Genomic DNA, 20,098 nt, shown 5'->3' on the forward strand with positions numbered 1-20,098 from the left:
CTCGAAGGAGTTCACCGACTCATGTCACCGGTGGCAATCACCCCGGAGCACAACCCGCTCCGGCTGCCGACGGATCGTCGACTGAACCGGATCGCGGGACCCAGCACCCTCATCATCTTCGGCGTGACGGGCGACCTGTCCCGCAAGAAGCTGATGCCCGCGGTCTACGACCTCGCGAACCGGGGGCTCCTGCCCCCGGGGTTCGCGCTCGTCGGGTTCGCTCGGCGTGACTGGGAGGACCAAGACTTCTCCCAGCTCGTCCACGACGCGGTCAAGGAGCACTCGCGCACCCCGTTCGACGAGGACGTCTGGCGTCAACTCGAACAGGGCATCCGCTTCGTGCAGGGGTCGTTCGACGACCCCGAGGCCTTCCGCGAGCTCAAGCGCACCGTCGACGACCTCGACGCGGAACGCGGCACGCTCGGCAACCACGCGTTCTACCTCTCCATCCCGCCGAAGATGTTCCCGGTCGTCACCGAGCAGCTCAAGCTGTCCGGTCTGACCGAGAAGCGCGACGGATCGTGGAGCCGTGTGGTCGTCGAGAAGCCGTTCGGCTCCGACCTGCGCACCGCGCGCGAGCTGAACGCGATCGTCGAGAGCGTCTTCGCTCCTGACGACGTGTTCCGCATCGACCACTACCTCGGCAAGGAGACCGTCCAGAACCTGCTGACGCTCCGGTTCGCGAACCAGATGTACGAACCCATCTGGAACTCGAACTACGTCGACCACGTGCAGATCACGATGGCCGAGGACATCGGGGTCGCGGGACGGGCCGCCTACTACGACGGCATCGGCGCGGCGCGCGACGTCATCCAGAACCACCTGCTGCAGCTCCTCGCGCTCACCGCGATGGAGGAGCCCGTCTCGTTCAAGGCCGCGGACCTCCGCGCCGAGAAGGAGAAGGTCCTGTCGGCGGTCCGCCTCCCCGCGGACCTGGCGACGTCGACCGCCCGCGGGCAGTACGCCGGCGGATGGCAGGGCGGCGAGAAGGTGCTCGGGTTCCTCGACGAGGCCGGGATGAACCCGGAGTCGGGCACCGAGACCTACGCGGCGATCAAGCTCGACATCGCGACCCGTCGCTGGCAGGGCGTCCCGTTCTACCTGCGCGCCGGCAAGCGGCTCGGCCGACGCGTCACCGAGATCGCCATCGTGTTCAAGCGTGTCCCCGAGGACGTCTACGGCAACACGCAGTCGCCCCTCGGCCAGAACGCGCTCGTCATCCGCGTGCAGCCGGACGAGGGCGTCACGCTCCGCTTCGGCTCGAAGGTCCCCGGCGTCGGCACCCAGGTGCGCGACGTGACGATGGACTTCGGCTACGGCCACGCGTTCACCGAGGCCTCGCCCGAGGCGTACGAGCGACTCATCCTCGACGTGCTCCTCGGCGACCCGCCCCTCTTCCCCCGTCACCAAGAGGTGGAACTGTCGTGGAAGATCCTCGACCCGATCGAGGAGTTCTGGGCCACGCAGGGCCAGCCCGAGCAGTACCGTCCCGGCACGTGGGGTCCGGCATCCGCCGACGCCCTGCTCGCCCGCGACGGTCGGACCTGGAGGCGTCCATGAAGATCGACCTGCCGAACACCACGGTCTCGAAGATCCAGAAGAAGCTCGTCCACATCCGCGAGGAGGGCGGCGCCGTCGCCCTCGGACGCGTCCTGACCCTCATCATCTCGACCGCCCTCGGTCACGAGGAAGAGGCGATCGAGGCGGCGAACGAGGCGTCCCGCGAGCACCCGATGCGCGTCATCATCGTGTCGAAGAACGACGGCGACACGAAGTCGCCCGGTCGCCTCGACGCACAGATCCGCGTCGGCAGCGACGCGGGCGCGAGCGAGGTCATCGTCCTCCGCGCGTACGGCGAGACCGCGACCGACGAGGAGAGCCTGGTCACGGGCCTCCTGCTGCCGGACGCCCCCGTCGTCGCCTGGTGGCCGCAGACCGCGCCCGACCAGCCCGCCGCATCCGCACTGGGCCGCATCGCACAGCGCCGGATCACGGACGCCGCTGCACAGAAGGACCCGAACGGTGCGATCGAGGCGCTCGGTGCCTCGTACGTCCCGGGCGACACGGACTTCGCGTGGACGCGGCTCACCCTGTGGCGGAACCAGCTCGCCGCCGCGCTCGACCAGCCGCCGTACGAGCCCGTCACCGGGGTCGAGGTCTCCGGCGCGTACGACAGCCCGTCGACGATCCTCCTCGCCGCGTGGCTGCAGCTGCGCCTCGAGGTGCCGGTGTCCGTCGTCACCTCGCCTCGGGCGACCGGTTCCAGCGGCATCCACGGCGTGAAGCTCGTCCGCGAGTCCGGCACCATCGAGCTCGAGCGGTCCCTGGTGGACGTCGCGACGCTCTCGATGCCCGGACAGCCGACGCACGACCTGTCGCTGCCGCGCCGCAACCTGCGCGACTGCCTGGCCGAGGAACTCCGTAGACTCGACCCGGACGTCCTCTTCGGAGACGTCGTCAAGCACGGGGTACCGCAGCTGCTCGAGACGATCGACGGCTGAGCACACCCCACACGACCGGGCCCCTGCACCTGCAGGAGGCCCGGTCGGACCGAAGGCGGTCGTCGCACCGACGAGCCGCCACGAACACGGGAGTCACGTGACCAACGAACGGCGGGTGCTGGTGCACCCGGACAAGCAGGCCCTCGGCGCTTCGGTCGCCGCACGCTTCATCACGAAGATCATCGACGTGCTCGACGAGCAGGAGCGGGCGGACATCGCGATCAGCGGTGGGTCGGTCTCGTCCCTGGTCCTCGCCGCGATCGGCCAGTCCCCGGCGCGTGAGAGCGTCGACTGGTCGAAGGTGCACGTGTGGTGGGTCGACGAGCGCTGGGTGCCGGCAGGCGATGCCGATCGCAACATCACCGGCACGCAGACCGACTTCTTCGACCACGTCGACATCCCGGAGTCGAACATCCACCCGATCGCTGCCTCCGACGCCGGACTGAGCATCGACGAGGCCGCGGCGCAGTACGAGCGCGAGCTGCAGGACGCCGCTCCCGAGGGTGCGGTCGCTCCGCGCTTCGACATCACGCTGCTCGGCGTCGGCCCGGACGGCCACACCGCGTCGCTGTTCCCGGAGTTCCCGCAGCTCGCCGTCACCGACCGCGCCGTGCTGTCGGTCGACGACTCCCCCAAGCCGCCGCCGCAGCGCCTGACGGTCACCTTCCCGGTGATCAACGCGTCGCAGCGGGTCTGGGTCATCCTGTCGGGTGCCGAGAAGGCGTCGGTGCTCGGGCTCGCCCTCGCCGGCGCGTCCGTCGACGAGGTGCCGGTCGGTGGCGTCCAGGGACGCAAGCGGACCGTGTTCTTCGTCGACCAGGACGCCGCCCGCGACGTCCCCGAGAACCTCATCGCGTCGACCTACTAGGCGCGACCCCTCACGGACGGGAGGCGCGGTGCCAGCTGGCACCGCGCCTCCCGTCCGTCTGTGCGCGCCTCGCGCCCCCCTCCCCCGCTCCCGCTCCCGCTCCCGCTCCCGCTCCCGAGCGGGCACAATACGTCACGCTCGCCGGGCCGAACCAGCCGATCCTGCCCGCTCGGCAGCACGCAGGCGGCGCGTCCTGCCCGCTCGGCGCTCGGCGCTCGGCGCACGCTTCCGCGGTGGCCGGCGGCCGGCGCTCGGCGTAGCGCGTCCTGCCCGCTCGGCAGCACGCAGGCGGCGCGTCCTGCCCGCTCGGCGCCCGGCGCCCGGCGGAACGCGTCCACACCGCCCGCGAGATCGCACTTCGGCGGTCGGGACAGCCCGGTCGGGCGTACGGAGTGCGATCTCGGCGGACCCGCCGGCCAACTGCACGCACGACGAAGGCCCCCGCACCTCTCGGTGCGGGGGCCTTCGTGGCGCTGGGTGCTACTTCGCGGTACCGCGACGCTGCCGGAGCTGTTGCAGCGCGTCCTCGAGGAGCTGGGCTGCCTCTTCCTCGGTGCGGCGCTCCTTCACGTACGCGAGGTGCGTCTTGTAGGGCTCGGTCTTCGCGACCTGCGGAGGGTTCTCCTTGTCGCGGCCGGCCGGGAGCCCGGTCGACGGCGAGTCCACCGTCTCGGGGATCTCTTCTTCAGGAAGGCCGGCGGCGAAGTACCGCACGACCTCGTTGCCGAGCGCGTCCCAGTACGAGATCGCCACACGCTCGGCCTGGACCCCGCGGTCCTGCTCCCCCATCGGACCCGCGCCGACGCGCGAACCCCGGATTGCACTGCCTCCGGTTGCCATGGATCAGCTCCCCGCCGTGAACTTGTTGATGAGACCGAGCACGATGATCGACACGATCCAGACCAGACCGAGGATCACCGTGATGCGGTTGAGGTTTCGCTCGGCGACGCCGGACGCCCCGAGGTTGCTCGTCACGCCGCCGCCGAACATGTCGGAGAGGCCGCCACCGCGGCCCTTGTGCAGCAGGATGAGGAGCGTGAGCAGGAGACTCGTGATTGCGAGCAGGACCTGCAGCACGACGGAGAGTATCGCCACGACGTACCTTTCGTGTCAGTCAGCCATCCGAGTATACCGGCCAGGTGGTCGGCCGAGGTTCCCGGGCTGGGCGTGGCACAGGCCGGCCGCACGGAGCGACCGGCCTGTGACCGCGGTGGATCAGAGCCCGACGTGCTGGCGGAAGCGCGCGATCGCGGCGAACTCCTGCACATCGAGCGAGGCGCCACCGACGAGCGCGCCGTCGATGTCGGGCTCGCGGAGGAAGCCCGCGATGTTGCCGGACTTCACCGAGCCGCCGTAGAGCACGCGGGTGGCGGCAGCCGCTTCGTCGCCCCAGGCCGTGGCGATGCCGCGACGCAGGGCGGCGCAGTCCTCCTGCGCCTGTTCGGCGGTCGCGGCCTGGCCGGAGCCGATCGCCCAGACCGGCTCGTACGCCACGACGATCTCGGACGGCTGGACCGCTCCGAGGACGACCGCGAGCTGCTCGACCGGCACGACACCGGCGCCGCGCTCCTCGCGCTGCGCACCGGTCTCACCGACGCAGACGACGGGCACCAGTCCGTGCTTGACGGCCGCCGCGGTCTTCGCCGCCACGATCTCGTCGGTCTCACCGTGCAGCGTGCGCCGCTCGGAGTGTCCGACGATGACGTACTGGGCGTCGAGTGCGGCGAGGAACGCCCCGGAGACGTCGCCGGTGTAGGCACCGGAGTCGCACTGCGAGAGGTCCTGCGCGCCGAAGCGGATCGGCAGCTTGTCGGCCGAGATCAGCGTCTGCACGCTGCGGAGGTCGGTGAAGGGCGGGAACACGGCGACCTCGACGTCGTCGAAGTCGTGGCGTGCGTCCTTCAGGGTCCACGCGAGCTTCTGCACCGTGGCGATCGCCTGCAGGTGGTCGAGGTTCATCTTCCAGTTACCGGCGATGAACGGCGTCCGGCTCATGCCGACCACCCCAACGCCTCGAGACCCGGCAGCGACTTGCCCTCGAGGAACTCGAGGCTCGCACCACCACCGGTGGAGATGTGCCCGAACTGGTCGTCCGAGAACCCGAGCGACCGGACGGCAGCAGCGGAGTCGCCACCGCCGACCACACCGAGGCCGTCGACCTCGGTGAGGGCCTGCGCGACGGTCTTCGTACCGGCGGCGAAGGCAGGGAACTCGAACACGCCCATGGGGCCGTTCCAGAACACGGTCTTCGAACCGGACACCGCCGACGCGAAGCGCGCAGCGGTCTCCGGGCCGATGTCGAGGCCGATGCCGTCGGCGCCGAACGAGGACGACTCGATCGCGTCCGCGGCGACGGTCTCGTGGTCGGCGTCCGCAGCGAAGCCCGAGGCAACCACCACGTCGGTCGGCAGGTCGATCGTCACGCCGAGCTCGTCAGCCCGCGAGAGGTACTCGCGGACGACGTCGAGCTGGTCCTGCTCGAGCAGCGACTTCGCGACCCCGTGGCCCTGGGCCGCGAGGAAGGTGAAGAGCATGCCGCCACCGATGCACAGGGTGTCGACCTTCGGCAGGATGTGGTCGATCACGCCGAGCTTGTCGCTGACCTTCGAACCACCGAGCACCACCGTGTAGGGGCGTTCCGGGTCCTTCGTGAGGCGCTCGAGCACGCGCAGCTCGGTCTCGATCAGCGAGCCTGCCGCCGACGGCAGCGCCGAGGCGAGCTCGTAGACGGAGGCCTGCTTGCGGTGCACGACACCGAAGCCGTCGGAGACGAAGGCGTCCCCGAGGGCGGCGATGCGGTCCGCGAACGCCTGACGCGAGGCGGCGTCCTTCGAGGTCTCCTCCGGGTTGAAGCGGAGGTTCTCGAGCAGCAGGACGTCACCGTCCTCGAGGGCCTCGGCAGCGGCGGTCGCCTCGTCGCCGACGGTCTCACCGACGAACGTGACCTCCTTGCCGAGCAGCTCGGAGAGCCGCTGCCCCACGGGGGCGAGCGAGTACTCCGGAGCCGGCGACCCGTCGGGTCGGCCCAGGTGGGAGATCACGACGACGCGGGCGCCGGCGGTGATGAGGGTGTTCAGGGTCCCCAGCGACGCGCGGATGCGGCCGTCGTCCGTGATCGTGCCGTCCTTGAGCGGGACGTTCAGGTCACAGCGGACGACGACGCGCTTGCCGGCGAGGTCACCGAGGTCCTCGAGGGTGCGGAGGGCCATGTGTTACAGACGCTCGCCGACGTACTCGGTCAGGTCGACGAGGCGGTTCGAGTAGCCCCACTCGTTGTCGTACCACGAGGTGATCTTCACGAGGCCGCCGATGACCTTGGTCAGGCCGGAGTCGTAGATCGAGGAGTGCGGGTCCGTGGTGATGTCGGTCGACACCAGCGGGTCCTCGCTGTAGAGCAGGATGCCCTTGAGCGGGCCCTCGGCGGCCTCCTTGTAGGCGGCGTTGATCTCGTCGACGGTGACCTCGGACTTGGTCTCGAGGGTGAGGTCGGTGATCGAACCGGTCGGGACCGGGACGCGCAGCGCGTAGCCGTCGAGCTTGCCGGCGAGCTCCGGCATGACCTGCCCGATGGCCTTGGCGGCACCGGTCGAGGTCGGGACGATGTTCAGCGCGGCCGCACGCGCACGACGCGGGTCCTTGTGCGGGCCGTCCTGCAGGTTCTGGTCGGCGGTGTACGCGTGCACCGTCGTCATGAGCCCGCGCTCGATGCCGAACTTGTCGTGGAACACCTTGGCGAGCGGCGCGAGGCTGTTCGTGGTGCAGGACGCGTTCGAGATGATGTTGTGGTTCGCCGGGTCGTACTGGTCCTCGTTCACGCCGAGCACGATGGTGACGTCGTCACCCGTGGCCGGGGCGGAGATGATGACCTTCTTGGCGCCCGCGTCGATGTGCTTCTGCGCGTCGGCGGCCTTGGTGAAGAACCCGGTCGACTCGATGACGATGTCGACGCCCAGCTCACCCCAGGGGAGGTTCGCGGGGTCGCGCTCCGCGAGGACCTTGATCGCCTTGCCGTCGACGACGATGTTGTCGCCGTCGAGCTCGACGGATGCGCCGAGACGACCGGTGATGGAGTCGAACTTCAGCAGGTTGGCCAGCGCGGCGTTGTCGGTGAGGTCGTTCACCGCCACGATCTCGAGGTCGGAGCCCTTGGCGAGGGCGGCCCGGAAGAAGTTACGGCCGATGCGGCCGAAGCCGTTGATACCGATCTTGACGGTCAATGGATCTCCTGGTGGGTGTGGAGCGCCCGGGGGCGCTGCTTTCGGAGTCGCGGGCCCCGCGGGCCCGCGTGTGGTGGACGATACGCCCCGTAACGTCGCCGTAACGACCCTAGCAGTCGGTCTCTGCGTGCCCTGCGCGGATGACGGTCCGTCCGGACGGTCGCGAGGGCCGTCCCGGACCCTGCCCACGGACGGACGGGAGGCGCGGTGCCAGCTGGCACCGCGCCTCCCGTCGGGCAGGTCCGAGGACCGCGATCAGGCGCCCTCGAGCTCCTCCGGGACGCTCGCCTCGGTGCCCGGGATGCCGAGGTCCGACGCACGCTTGTCGGCCATCGCGAGCAGGCGGCGGATGCGCCCGGCGATGGCGTCCTTCGTCATGGGCGGGTCGGCGTGCTGGCCGAGCTCGTCGAGCGAGGCGTCGCGGTGCTGCAGTCGGAGCGACCCGGCGTACTGCAGGTGGTCGGGCACCTCGTCGCCGAGGATCTCCAACGCGCGCTCCACACGGGCGCACGCGGCGACGGCGGCCTGTGCCGACCGGCGCAGGTTCGCGTCGTCGAAGTTGACCAGGCGGTTGGCGGTCGCGCGGACCTCGCGGCGCTGCCGCATCTCCTCCCACTCGGCGGTGGTGCGGGCAGCACCCATCACGGTGAGCATCTGACCGATGGCCTCGCCGTCGCGGATGACCACACGGTGCACGCCGCGGACCTCACGGCCCTTCGCGGCGATGCCCAGGCGGGACGCGGCGCCGACGAGGGCCATCGCCGCCTCGTTGCCGGGGCAGGTGACCTCCAGCGCTGCGGCTCGGCCCGGGTCGGTCAACGTGCCGGCGGCGAGGAAGGCCCCGCGCCAGATCGCGGCGAGGTCCTCGCGGTTGCCCGTGGTGAGCCGGTTCGGCAGGCCGCGGACCGGACGGCGACGGGCGTCCATCAGCCCGGTCTGCCGCGCGAGGGTCTCCCCCGCCTCGAGCACGCGCACCAGGTACCGGGTGCCGCGACGAGCGGACGCGGACGACCCCACCGACGCCTCGCTCCGCACGCCGTACAGCTCGGCGAGGTCCTTCCGCACGCGGTGGACGATGATCCGGGTGTCGAGCTCGACCTCGACGGCGATCCTGCCCGAGATGACGTGCAGGCCGCCCGCGAACCGCAGGATGGTCGCCAGTTCAGCGGCGCGGACCGTGTTGCGGTTCACGACGACCCGGGCCAGTTCGTCCTTGACCTCGGCAGTCAACGGCACAGCATCATTCCTAACGTTTCTTCTGGTGGGGTCCGCGTGTCCGGCGCACGGCGTGTGGAGCGGCCGGAGGGACGGTCACTCCCGGCCGAGATCTCGGTTCTTCACACGCACGGCGACGCCGGGCATCCCGCGGAGGATGTTCGCCAACTCGGCGACGATGGCGACCGAGCGGTGCTTGCCGCCGGTACAGCCGATGGCGATCGTAGCGTGTCTTTTGTTCTCGCGCTGGTAGCCCTCGAACACCGGCTCGAGCACGGAAGCGTAGCGGTCCACGAACGGACGCGCTCCCGCCTGGGCGAGCACGTAGTCCGAGACGGGCCGGTCGAGACCGGTGTGCGGCCGCAGTTCCGGGACCCAGTACGGGTTCGGGAGGAACCGCACGTCAGCGACCATGTCGGCGTCCGCCGGCAGGCCGTACTTGAAGCCGAAGCTCATCAGCGTCACCTGGACGCCGACGAAGTGGTCGTCGGCGAACCGGTCGGTGACGGCGTTCGCGAGTTGGTGGATGTTCAGGTCCGAGGTGTCGATCACGAGGTCGGACGCCTCGCGCAGCGCCGAGAGCCGGACGCGTTCGCGGGCGATCCCGTCGAGCAGCGTGTCCTCGCCCTGCAGCGGGTGCGGTCGGCGGACCTGTTCGAAGCGCCGGACGAGCACCGCGTCCGTCGCCTCGAGGAAGAGCACCCGGACGCGAGCCGACGTCGTCGACCGGACCTGCTCGACCGCCTGCTCCGGGTCGGTGAAGAACCGGCCACCGCGGACGTCGACCACCGTGGCGATCTTCGGGATCTTCTCGCCGGCGCGGTCCGCGAGCTCGGTCAGCGGCGCGAGCATCTGTGTCGGCAGGTTGTCGACCACGTACCAGCCGAGGTCCTCCAGCGCCTTGCCGACGGTCGACCGACCGGCGCCGGACATCCCGGTGACGATGAGGATGTCGTGCTGCTGCGACGGTCGTGCCGTCGTCGGGTCGCCGTCGGTCATGCGAGCACGCCTCGCGCGGAGGCGGTCATCGGGCGCTGTCTGTCATCTGGGAGTGGGCTCCGTCGTGGCGGCCCCGGGCGCGTCGCCCGGGGAGGTCTCGGCTGCGGGTCGGTCTCGGCTGCTGGTCAAGGGTAACGCTCGGGAGCGGTCCGCCGTCACCGTCGGTGTCACCTCGGCGGACGGACGGCCCGTCGCGCCGCGGTCCCACGGGGGTGACGCGGCTGTCCGTCGGGGGCGGCGCGTCCGGCTGGTCGCGGCGGGACGCGGGGCGGGACGGCAGACGACACGTGTCGGGACGTTCGGCGACAGGTGTCGTGACGGTCTGCGGTCCCCGTGGCGAGGCTCGTCGGGGTCCCCGTGGCGAGGCTCGTCGCCGTGCCCACGGCGACGCTCGTCGCGACGCTCGCCCGGACGGGAGGCGCGGTGTGCGTCACGACGGGAGGTGCGGTCCGTCGGGGGTCACCTGTGGGAGCCGAGCCGTGCCTCCCGGGCTGGCCGCGCCGGTCACCGGGTCGGTGACACCGTCGGTGGTGGGATCGACCACGGCGTCGGCACCGGCGACGTCGCCGGTCGCGGCGTCGGCGTCGGGCGCGCTGACCGGCGACGGCGCGCTGGCCGCCGTCGGCGGTGTCGGCCCGACCGGTGCGCTGGTCGGGGTCTGCCGCAGCTTGGTGACGACCGCCGCCGCCGTTGCCGGACCGACGCCCGGCACCTCGCCGATCTCCTCCGCCGTCGCCTCGCGCAGACGCGCGACCGATCCGAAGTGCTTCAGCAGCGCGCTGACGCGGGTCGGGCCGAGCCCGGGGATCTCGGACAGTTGCGACCGCACGTCCCGCTTGCGACGCGTGCGCTGGTGCGTGATCGCGAACCGGTGCGCTTCGTCACGGATGCGCTGGACGAGGAACAGCGCCTCGGAGTTGCGGGGCAGGATCACCGGGAAGTCGTCGTCGGGCAGCCAGAGCTCCTCGAGGCGCTTCGCGATGCCGACGAGTGCGATGTCGTGCACGCCGGCCTCGTCCATCGCGCGCTTCGCCGCCTGCACCTGCGGCTGCCCGCCGTCGACGATGAGCAGTTGGGGACGGTACGCGAAGCGCTTCGTCGGCTTCGAACCCTCGACGACGTCGTCGCTCGTGACGTCGGGGACGTCGGGCACGGTCGCGTCCTCGTCGAGACGCGCCAGCCGCCGGGAGAGCACCTGGTACATGCTGTCCGTGTCGTCGGTGGTCTCGGCGATCGTGTACCGGCGGTACTGGTCCTTGCGCGGCAGGCCGTCCTCGAAGACGACCATCGACGCCACGACGTTCGTGCCCTGCAGGTGCGAGATGTCGTAGCACTCCATGCGCAACGGCGCCTCGGTCATGCCGAGGGCGTCCTGGATGTCGGCCAGGGCAGCGGACCGCGTCGTGTAGTCGGCGGAGCGCTTCGTCTTGTAGAGCATGAGCGCCTGCGCGGCGTTCTGCGCCGCGGTGCGTGCCAACCCGGCGCGGTCACCGCGCTGCGCGGTGCTGAGCTTCGTCCCCCGACCACCACGCCGTTCGCTGAGCCACTGCTGCAGCGCCTCGGCGTCCTCGGGGAGTTCCGGCACGACGACCTCGCGCGGGGGTTCCTCGGTGGTGGCGTACTGGCCCTGGACGATCTGCTCGACGAGGTCGCCCGTCGAGATGTCGAGCTCCTTGTCGACGACCCAGCCGCGGACACCGCGGATGCGGCCGCCGCGCACCGAGAACAGCTGCACGGCCGCGGCGAGCTCGTCCTCGGCGATGCCGAAGAGGTCGAGGTCGACGGAGTCGCGGAGGACCACGGCGGACTTCTCGAGCACCGCTTCGAGCGCACCGACCTGGTCGCGGAACCGGGCGGCCTGCTCGTACTGCATCGCATCGGCCGACGCGGCCATCCGCTGCCGGAGCTGCGTGATCACCCGGCGGTCGTAGCTCGCCATGAAGCGGACGAACTCCTCGACCATCGCACGGTGCTCGGCGATCGTGACCTTCTGCGAGCACGGTCCGCCGCACTTGCCGATCTGCCCCGGGAAGCACGGCTTGCCGGTCTGCATCGCCTTCTTGTACGACGAGTCCGAGCAGGTCCGGATCGGGAAGACCTTGATCATCAGGTCGATCGTGTCGTGCACGGCCCAGATCTTCGGGTACGGGCCGAAGTACTTGGCGCCCTTGATCTTGCGGTTGCGGGTCACCATGACCCGCGGCGCTTCCTCGCCGAGCGTGATCGCCATGTACGGGTACGACTTGTCGTCGCGGAACTTGACGTTGAACGGCGGATCGAACTCCTTGATCCACGTGTACTCGAGCTGGAGCGCCTCGATCTCGGAGCCGACGGTGGTCCATTCGACACTGCGAGCCGTGAGGACCATCCGACGGGTGCGCTCGTGCAGCGTCGGCAGCGGTGCGAAGTAGTTGCTCAGGCGCGCGCGGAGGTTCTTGGCCTTGCCGACGTAGAGCACCCGACCGGCTTCGTCACGCCAGCGGTAGACGCCCGGATCGGTCGGGATCTCCCCTGCCTTCGGCCGCCACGAGACGGTGTCCGCCACCTACCGAGCACCCGCCTTCTGCTTGCCGGCGGTGCCGGTCGGCTGCTTCCCTGCCTGCTTCTTGGACGTGACCTGGCGTGCGCCGACGGCCTGCTCCTTGCCGACACGGGCGTCCTGCGCGTCGAAGATCTCCTTCAGGAAGACGCCGGTGTGGCTCTCGGGCACGTTCGCGACGTGCTCCGGCGTCCCCGTGGCGAGGACCGTGCCGCCACCGGAACCCCCTTCGGGGCCCATGTCGATCAGCCAGTCGGCCGACTTGATGACGTCGAGGTTGTGCTCGATCGTGATGACCGTGTTGCCCTTGTCGACCAGGCTCTGCAGCACGAGGAGGAGCTTCCGGACGTCCTCGAAGTGGAGACCCGTCGTGGGCTCGTCGAGCACGTAGACCGTGCGGCCGTTCGACCGACGCTGCAGCTCCGTCGCGAGCTTGACGCGCTGCGCCTCGCCGCCCGAGAGGGTCGTCGCGCTCTGGCCGAGTCGGACGTACCCGAGACCCACGTCGACCAGGGTCGCCATGTAGCGGTGGATCGCGGAGATCGGCTCGAAGAACTCGGCCGCCTCGCTGATCGGCATGTCGAGGACCTCGGAGATGTTCTTGCCCTTGTAGTGGACCTGCAGGGTCTCGCGGTTGTACCGTGCACCGCCGCAGACCTCGCACGCGACGTACACGTCGGGCAGGAAGTTCATCTCGATCTTGATCGTGCCGTCACCGGCGCAGTTCTCGCACCTTCCGCCCTTGACGTTGAAGCTGAAGCGACCGGGCTGGTAGCCGCGGGCCTTCGCCTCGGTCGTCTCGGCGAACAGCTGGCGGATCCGGTCGAAGACGCCCGTGTAGGTCGCCGGGTTCGACCGCGGGGTGCGGCCGATCGGCGCCTGGTCGACGTGGACGACCTTGTCGAGCTGGTCGAGGCCCTTCACGCGGGTGTGCTTGCCGGCGATGTGGCGCGCCCCGTTGAGCTGGTTCGCGAGCACCTTGTAGAGGATGTCGTTCACCAGGGTCGACTTGCCGGAACCGCTCACCCCGGTGACCGCGGTGAAGACGCCGAGCGGGAAGTCGGCGTCGATCGACTTGAGGTTGTTCGCACGGGCGCCCTGCACACTGATCGTGCGCTTGAGGTTGACCTTCCGACGCTCCGCCGGCACCTCGATCGCGCGTCGGCCGGCGAGGTAGTCGCCGGTGATCGACTCGCGGTTCTCGATGATGCCCTCGTAGGAACCCGAGTGCACGACGTTGCCGCCGTTGACGCCGGCCCCCGGACCGATGTCGACGACCCAGTCGGCCGTACGGATCGTGTCCTCGTCGTGCTCGACGACGATGAGGGTGTTGCCGAGGTCCTTCAGCTTCACGAGGGTGTCGATGAGCCGTCGGTTGTCGCGCTGGTGCAGGCCGATGCTCGGCTCGTCGAGGACGTAGAGCACGCCCGTCAGACCGGATCCGATCTGCGTGGCCAGGCGGATGCGCTGCGCCTCGCCGCCGGAGAGACCACCGGCACCGCGCGCCAGCGTGAGGTAGTTGAGGCCGACCTCGAGCAGGAACTCGAGGCGCGCCCGGATCTCGCGGAGCACGGCGGCGGCGATGTGCGCCTCGCGCTCGGTCAGCGTGAGCCTGTCCATGAACGCGTACGCGTCGTCGAGCGACAGGTTCGTGACGTCGGCGATGCTGCGGTCGGCGACCGTGACCGCCAACACCTCGGGCTTCAGGCGCGTGCCGTCGCAGACCGGGCACGGGACCTCGCGCAGGTAGCCCTGGAAGCGCTGCCGCTGCGAGTCCGACTCGGCCTCGGCGAACTTGCGCTCGATGTAGGGCATGACGCCCTCGAACCCGCTCGTGTACCGCATCTCGCGGCCGAACCGGTTGCGCCACGACACCGAGACCTGGAAGTCCTTGCCGGTGAGGATCGCGGCCTGCACGGAGGGGTCGAGCCGGCTCCACGGGGTGTCGAGGTCGAACCCGAGGTCCTTGCCGAGACCGGCGAGCAGCTTCTCGAAGTAGGAGTACAGCCCGCTCGTGCCCGTCCAGGGCAGCAGCACGCCGTCGCGGAGGGACGCCTCGGGGTCGCCGAGCACGAGGTCCGGGTCGACCGACATCCGGGTGCCCAGGCCGGAGCACTCCGGGCAGGCGCCGAACGGTGCGTTGAACGAGAACGTGCGGGGCTCGATCTCGGTCAGCGCGAGCGGGTGGTTGTTCGGGCAGGAGAGGTTCTCGGAGTAGGTCCGGACGGCGCCGGGTCCCTCGGCGTCGACGAGGTCGATCGCGACGGTGCCGTCGGTGAGGCGGAGCGCCGTCTCGAGCGAGTCGGTGAGGCGGCCGAGGATGTCCTCGTTCGCGACCAGACGGTCGACGATCACCGAGATGTCGTGCTTGACCTGCTTCTTGAGCTTCGGCGGGTCACTGAGCTGGATGCGCTCCCCGTCGACGATCGCGCGGGCGTAGCCGGAGGCTGCGAGTTCCTGGAAGAGGTCGACGAACTCGCCCTTCTTCTTCGAGATGACCGGCGCGAGCACCTGGAAGCGGGTGCCGGACTCGAACTCCATGAGCTGGTCCGCGATCTGCTGGACGCTCTGCTTGCTGATCACCTCGCCGCAGACGGGGCAGTGCGGGACGCCGATGCGCGCCCAGAGCAGACGCATGTAGTCGTAGACCTCGGTGATCGTGCCGACGGTCGAGCGCGGGTTCCGGTTGGTCGACTTCTGGTCGATCGACACCGCGGGCGACAGTCCCTCGATGAAGTCGACGTCGGGGCGGTCGACCTGCCCGAGGAACTGCCGCGCGTACGCGGAGAGCGACTCCACGTAGCGGCGCTGTCCCTCGGCGAAGATCGTGTCGAACGCCAGTGAGGACTTGCCCGAACCGGACAGACCGGTGAACACGACGAGGGAGTCGCGCGGGATCTCGAGGTCGACGTCCCGCAGGTTGTGCACGCGGGCACCCCGGACGCTGAGCGTGGAGGTGCTGTGGGGTGCCGTGCCCCCGGGCATGTGGAGGTCTGCGGGCTCGCCGAACGCGTTCCGGGCCGACGTCGAGGTTCCGCGGTCAGAGGTGATGGTCATCGTCGTCGATTCTACGAACCCCGACCGACATTCGGCCGCCCGGGACGGTCAGACGAGTGCGTCGAGAGCGAACGACACCCCGGAGGCCCGCTCGCTGGCGTCCCAGAGCCGGGCCGCCTCGGTCCGGTCGTGCGCACGGGGCTCGGCGAAGACGACCGCTGCGGTGCCGCGGAGCTGCATCCACCCCGACGGGCCCCAGTACTCCCCCGACCGGACGCCCGGAGCGACGGCCGCGTGCACGAGCGGCGCCGCACCGGCGTCCTTGCCCTGGGACACGAACCGCCGCACCGGACGGAACCACGTGGGCTCCGCACGGGACGGCGTGACCTCGGGACGGACCGGGCTCAGGACGTCGAGCGCGAGCCCGGGGTGCGCGACGACGCTCGTCACGGCGGAGTCCGCGTCACCCAGCCGTTGCGCGAGCTCGAAGCCGAAGAGCATCACCGCGAGCTTGCTCCGTCCGTACTGCCGGTGGTCCGCGTAGTGACCGGCACCGAGGGGATCGTGTCGGTCGAGACGGGCCCACCGGTGCGCGATCGAGCCGAGGTGGACGACCCGGCCGCCACGCTGCTCGAGCAGGGGCATCAGCAGGGCGGACCAGGCGAAGTGACCGAGGTGGTTCGTCCCGATCTGGAGTTCGGTGCCCTGCCGGGTGGTGCGGTACTCGCCCGCACCGACCACACCGGCGTTGTTCACCGTGGCGTCGATCCCGTCCGGCGCGATCCCGGCGAGCTCGGAGGCGGCGGCACGCACGCTGTCGAGGTCCGCGAGGTCGAGGTGCAGGTGCGTCAGGTCCGCGTCGTCGACGTGGCGGCGGATGCTGCGCTCGGCTGCTGCGGCACGGGCGGCGTCCCGCGTGGCGAGCACGACCCGGTGTCCGGCCGCCGCGAGCTGTTCCGCGGCGTGGTAGCCCAGCCCGGCACTGGCTCCGGTCACGACGACGGTGCGCCGTGTCGGATCAGTTGACATGCCCGGCGGACTCCATCTGCCGCAGCGCCTTCTTGAGGTCCTGCACCTCGTCGCGCAGTCGTGCCGCGAGTTCGAACTTCAGCTCGGCCGCTGCCTGGAGCATCTGGTCGTTGAGGTCCGCGATGGTGGCCTCGAGCTGGGTCGCCCCCTCGCCGGCGATGCCGGTCCGCTTGAGGTTCGGCGTCGGCGACCGGCGGCCGTCGGCACCCGGACGTCCCTCGAGCAGTGCCTTCGTGTCGTCGTTCTCGCGCTGCAGCACCTCGGTGATGTCGGCGATCTTCTTGCGCAGCGGCTGCGGGTCGATGCCGCGTTCGAGGTTGTAGGCGACCTGCTTCTCGCGCCGGCGGTCGGTCTCCTCGATCGCGTTCCGCATCGAGTCGGTCATCTTGTCGGCGTACATGAGCACCTGGCCCGAGACGTTGCGAGCCGCGCGACCGATGGTCTGGATGAGGGACGTCGACGAGCGCAGGAAGCCTTCCTTGTCGGCGTCGAGGATCGCCACGAGGGACACCTCGGGCAGGTCGAGCCCCTCACGCAGCAGGTTGATGCCGACCAGGACGTCGTACACGCCCTGGCGCAGCTCGGTGAGCAGCTCGACACGCTTCAGGGTGTCGACGTCCGAGTGCAGGTACCGGACCCGGACGCCGGCGTTGCCGAGGAAGTCGGTGAGTTCCTCGGCCATGCGCTTCGTCAGCGTCGTCACGAGGACGCGCTCGTCCTTCTCGACGCGCTGCTTGATCTCCTCGAGCAGGTCGTCGATCTGGCCGTCGCTCGGCTTCACGACGATCTCGGGGTCGACCAGGCCGGTCGGGCGGATGATCTGCTCGACGACGCTGTCCGTGACGCCGAGCTCGTACTTGCCCGGGGTCGCCGACAGGTAGACCTTCTGGCCGACGCGGTCGAGGAACTCCTCCCACGTCAGCGGTCGGTTGTCGAGGGCGCTCGGCAGGCGGAAGCCGTGCTCGACGAGCGTGCGCTTGCGGGACGCGTCGCCCTCGTACATCGCGCCGATCTGCGGCACGGTGACGTGCGACTCGTCGATGACGATGAGGAAGTCGTCCGGGAAGTAGTCGATGAGGCAGTGCGGCGCCTCGCCGGGGAGCCGTCCGTCCATGTGCCGCGAGTAGTTCTCGATGCCCGAGCAGAACCCGATCTGCTCCATCATCTCGATGTCGAACGTCGTGCGCATCCGGAGCCGCTGCGCCTCGAGCAGCTTGCCCTGGCCCTCGAGCTCGGCGAGCCGCTCGGCCAGTTCGACCTTGATGTCGGCGATGGCACGGTGCATGACGTCGGTGTCGGCGACGTAGTGCGACGCGGGGAAGATCGACACCGCGGGCAGGTCGTCGATGACGTTGCCGGTCAGCGGGTGCAGCGAGGACAGCGCTTCGATCTCGTCGCCGAACATCTCGATGCGGATCGCGTGTTCCTCGTACATCGGGATGATCTCGATCGTGTCGCCGCGGACGCGGAACGTGCCCCGCGCGAAGTCGACGTCGTTGCGCTGGTACTGCATGGCGACGAACTTCCGGACGAGCTGGTCACGCGAGATCGTCTGGCCGACGTGCAGCGCCACCGACGCGTTCATGTACTGCTCGGGCGTGCCGAGGCCGTAGATGCAGGAGACGGTGGAGACGACGATGACGTCGCGGCGGCTGAGCAGCGAGTTCGTCGTGGAGTGCCGCAGCCGCTCGACCTCGGCGTTGACCGAGGAGTCCTTCTCGATGAAGGTGTCGGTCTGCGGGACGTACGCCTCGGGCTGGTAGTAGTCGTAGTACGAGACGAAGTACTCGACGGCGTTGTTCGGCAGCAGGCTGCGGAACTCGTTCGCCAGCTGGGCTGCGAGGGTCTTGTTGTGCGCCAGCACCAACGTCGGGCGCTGCACCTGCTCGACGAGCCACGCCGTGGTGGCGGACTTGCCCGTACCGGTCGCACCGAGCAGCACGACGTCGGTCTCACCGGCGTTGATCCGACCCGCGAGCTCGGCGATCGCGGCGGGCTGGTCACCGCTCGGCGAGTACTCGCTGATGACCTCGAACGGTCGGACCGCGCGGGTGGGCTCGATTGACACTGCCATGCGCTCAACGGTAGTCGCGACCGCTGACACCGGAGCCCCGTGCTCGCCGTCGGCGTATCGTCCACCCAGAGCGGCTTCCGAGTCGGCTGATAGCGGAGCGCTCTAGCCTCCGATCCGTTCAGCATCCCGTTCCCCTCCACTCCCCGAAGAGGCCCCATGACGACGGCGACCCCCGCCGCACCGACGAAGGGCACCCCGTTCCGCGGACGCATCCGCGGGCGAGTGCTCGTCCTGCTGTGCTGCATGTACGCGATCTCGTACATCGACCGCACCAACATCTCCACGGCGCTCCCGCACATCACCGAGGACTTCGGCTTCAACGAGACGACCGCGGGGCTCATCGTGTCCGCGTTCGCGCTCCCCTACGCGCTGCTCCAGGTCTTCGGCGGCACCATCGCCGAGAAGTTCGGCCCGCGGAAGGCGCTCTTCGTCATCACCGTCATCTGGGGCGTCGCGACCCTCTGGACCGGGTTCTCGGTCGGGTTCTGGACCCTCTTCGCCGCCAGGGCACTCCTCGGCCTCAGCGAGGCCGCGGCGTTCCCCGCGGCCACCCAGGCCATGAGCCGGTGGATCCCCCGCGACCGCAACGGCTTCGCCCAGGGCGTCGTGCACTCGGCCGCGCGGCTCGGCAACGCCCTGGCGCCGCTCCTCGTGGCCTGGGTGATCGGCGCCACCGGCAGCTGGCGGTGGGCGTTCTTCGCGACGGCCGTGCTCTCCATCGCCTGGGGCATCGTCTGGTTCGTCTGGTTCCGCGACAAACCCGAGGACACCGCCGGCATCGCGCAGGTCGAGCTCGACGAGCTCCCGCCCGTCGAGACCCGTGCGACCCGGCCGCCCGTCCCCTGGCGCACGCTCGCACGGCAGATCCTGCCGGTCACCTTCGTCGACTTCGGCTACGGCTGGGTCCTCTGGGTGTTCCTCACCTGGATCCCGACCTTCCTCAGCTCGACCTTCGGCCTGCCGATCAGCCAGTTCGCCCTCTTCACCACCCTCGTGCTGCTCGCCGGCGTCGTCGGCGACACGGTCGGCGGCATGCTCAGCGACCGGATCATCCACCGCGGCGGGAACACCCGGAACGCCCGACGCACCATCCTCGTCATCGGCCTCGGCGGCTCCCTCGTCTGCCTCATCCCGCTCGTCATCGGGCAGGGGCTCGTCGTCGCCACGATCTCGCTCGCCCTGTCGTTCTTCTTCCTGGAGCTGTGCAACGCCAACCTCTGGGCGATCCCGATGGACGTCGCCCCGCAGTGGTCCGGCACGGCCTCCGGCTTCATGAACACCGGCTTCGGCGTCGCCGGCGTCGTCTCGCCGATCGTCTTCGGAGCCCTCATCGACACCACCGGCTGGCAGATCCCCTTCGCGCTCTCCTGCGTCCTGCTCGCCGCGGCCGCGGTCGTCGCCTGGTTCATGAAGCCGCAGCGGCTCACGATGACCGACGGCGTGCTCGAGGTCGGCACCCCGAAGGCCGAGCAGCAGTCCGCCTGAGCCCGCCGGGCGGCGCGGCTCCGCCCGCTCGCGCCGGGACGGGCGCGGGTCAGGGCGGCGACCCAGCCGCGCCCGCGACGGGCGCGAGCCAGGACGGCGACCCTCGCCGCGCCTCCAGACCGTCAGCACGTCAGCGAGCGCAGCGCGACGCCGGACGGGAGGCGCGACACCGGG

The 20,098-nt window shown here is 70.1% G+C and carries 15 protein-coding genes; 4 read left to right on the forward strand and 11 right to left on the reverse strand.

Annotation, left to right across the window (positions count from 1 at the left end; genetic code table 11):
• Positions 1–21 precede the first annotated feature (21 nt).
• The 3 genes from zwf to pgl all read left to right on the forward strand — a co-directional run bounded on the left by zwf (position 22) and on the right by pgl (position 3,369).
• Entirely contained in the window at positions 22–1,560 is a 1,539-nt protein-coding gene (gene zwf / locus AAEP86_RS13325) for a glucose-6-phosphate dehydrogenase (protein WP_133519395.1), read from the forward strand.
• Positions 1,557–2,501, forward strand: a complete 945-nt coding sequence (locus tag AAEP86_RS13330; protein ID WP_420367809.1) for a glucose-6-phosphate dehydrogenase assembly protein OpcA — start codon at positions 1,557–1,559, stop codon at positions 2,499–2,501. Before zwf ends, AAEP86_RS13330 begins: the two co-directional genes overlap by 4 nt.
• A 97-nt stretch (positions 2,502–2,598) precedes the next feature.
• Positions 2,599–3,369 (forward strand): 6-phosphogluconolactonase, encoded by a 771-nt coding sequence (pgl, locus tag AAEP86_RS13335; protein ID WP_420367810.1) that lies wholly within the window; start codon positions 2,599–2,601, stop codon positions 3,367–3,369.
• 480 nt (positions 3,370–3,849) lie between these two features.
• Here pgl and AAEP86_RS13340 read toward each other — a convergent pair whose 3' ends face one another.
• The 11 genes from AAEP86_RS13340 to uvrB all read right to left on the reverse strand — a co-directional run bounded on the left by AAEP86_RS13340 (position 3,850) and on the right by uvrB (position 18,427).
• Positions 3,850–4,209 carry an RNA polymerase-binding protein RbpA gene (locus AAEP86_RS13340; RefSeq protein ID WP_420367811.1) on the reverse strand — a complete coding sequence of 120 codons (360 nt, stop codon included), beginning with the start codon at positions 4,207–4,209 and terminating at the stop codon, positions 3,850–3,852.
• Positions 4,210–4,212: 3 nt separating this feature from the next.
• Positions 4,213–4,464 carry a preprotein translocase subunit SecG gene (secG, locus tag AAEP86_RS13345; RefSeq protein WP_058727797.1) on the reverse strand — a complete coding sequence of 84 codons (252 nt, stop codon included), beginning with the start codon at positions 4,462–4,464 and terminating at the stop codon, positions 4,213–4,215.
• A 120-nt stretch (positions 4,465–4,584) separates the two neighbouring features.
• Entirely contained in the window at positions 4,585–5,364 is a 780-nt protein-coding gene (gene tpiA / locus AAEP86_RS13350; RefSeq protein WP_420367812.1) for a triose-phosphate isomerase, read from the reverse strand.
• Positions 5,361–6,578, reverse strand: coding sequence for a phosphoglycerate kinase (locus AAEP86_RS13355; RefSeq protein WP_420367813.1), 1,218 nt, complete (start codon positions 6,576–6,578; stop codon positions 5,361–5,363). Before AAEP86_RS13355 ends, tpiA begins: the two co-directional genes overlap by 4 nt.
• A gap of 3 nt (positions 6,579–6,581) precedes the next feature.
• A complete protein-coding gene (gene gap / locus AAEP86_RS13360) occupies positions 6,582–7,586 on the reverse strand; it encodes a type I glyceraldehyde-3-phosphate dehydrogenase (RefSeq protein ID WP_420367814.1) in 1,005 nt (334 codons plus the stop codon).
• A 255-nt stretch (positions 7,587–7,841) separates the two neighbouring features.
• The gene (gene whiA, locus AAEP86_RS13365; RefSeq protein WP_133519400.1) at positions 7,842–8,822 is read right to left on the reverse strand and encodes a DNA-binding protein WhiA; all 981 of its coding nucleotides are present in this window, start codon (positions 8,820–8,822) and stop codon (positions 7,842–7,844) included.
• A gap of 75 nt (positions 8,823–8,897) precedes the next feature.
• Positions 8,898–9,800 (reverse strand): RNase adapter RapZ, encoded by a 903-nt coding sequence (gene rapZ, locus AAEP86_RS13370; RefSeq protein ID WP_420367815.1) that lies wholly within the window; start codon positions 9,798–9,800, stop codon positions 8,898–8,900.
• A 430-nt stretch (positions 9,801–10,230) separates the two neighbouring features.
• On the reverse strand, positions 10,231–12,345 hold the full coding sequence (gene uvrC / locus AAEP86_RS13375; protein WP_420367816.1) for an excinuclease ABC subunit UvrC: 2,115 nt from the start codon (positions 12,343–12,345) through the stop codon (positions 10,231–10,233).
• A complete protein-coding gene (uvrA, locus tag AAEP86_RS13380) occupies positions 12,346–15,324 on the reverse strand; it encodes an excinuclease ABC subunit UvrA (protein WP_420370488.1) in 2,979 nt (992 codons plus the stop codon).
• A gap of 120 nt (positions 15,325–15,444) precedes the next feature.
• Entirely contained in the window at positions 15,445–16,365 is a 921-nt protein-coding gene (locus AAEP86_RS13385) for an SDR family NAD(P)-dependent oxidoreductase (RefSeq protein ID WP_420367817.1), read from the reverse strand.
• The gene (gene uvrB / locus AAEP86_RS13390; RefSeq protein ID WP_420370489.1) at positions 16,355–18,427 is read right to left on the reverse strand and encodes an excinuclease ABC subunit UvrB; all 2,073 of its coding nucleotides are present in this window, start codon (positions 18,425–18,427) and stop codon (positions 16,355–16,357) included. The genes AAEP86_RS13385 and uvrB overlap by 11 nt, the downstream gene beginning before the upstream one ends.
• Before the next feature lie 168 nt (positions 18,428–18,595).
• Between uvrB and AAEP86_RS13395 the strand changes: the two genes are divergently transcribed.
• The gene (locus tag AAEP86_RS13395) at positions 18,596–19,924 is read left to right on the forward strand and encodes an MFS transporter (protein ID WP_420367818.1); all 1,329 of its coding nucleotides are present in this window, start codon (positions 18,596–18,598) and stop codon (positions 19,922–19,924) included.
• Positions 19,925–20,098: the final 174 nt, after the last annotated feature.

Source organism: Curtobacterium sp. L1-20 (genome assembly GCF_048755855.1).
GTDB lineage: Bacteria > Actinomycetota > Actinomycetes > Actinomycetales > Microbacteriaceae > Curtobacterium.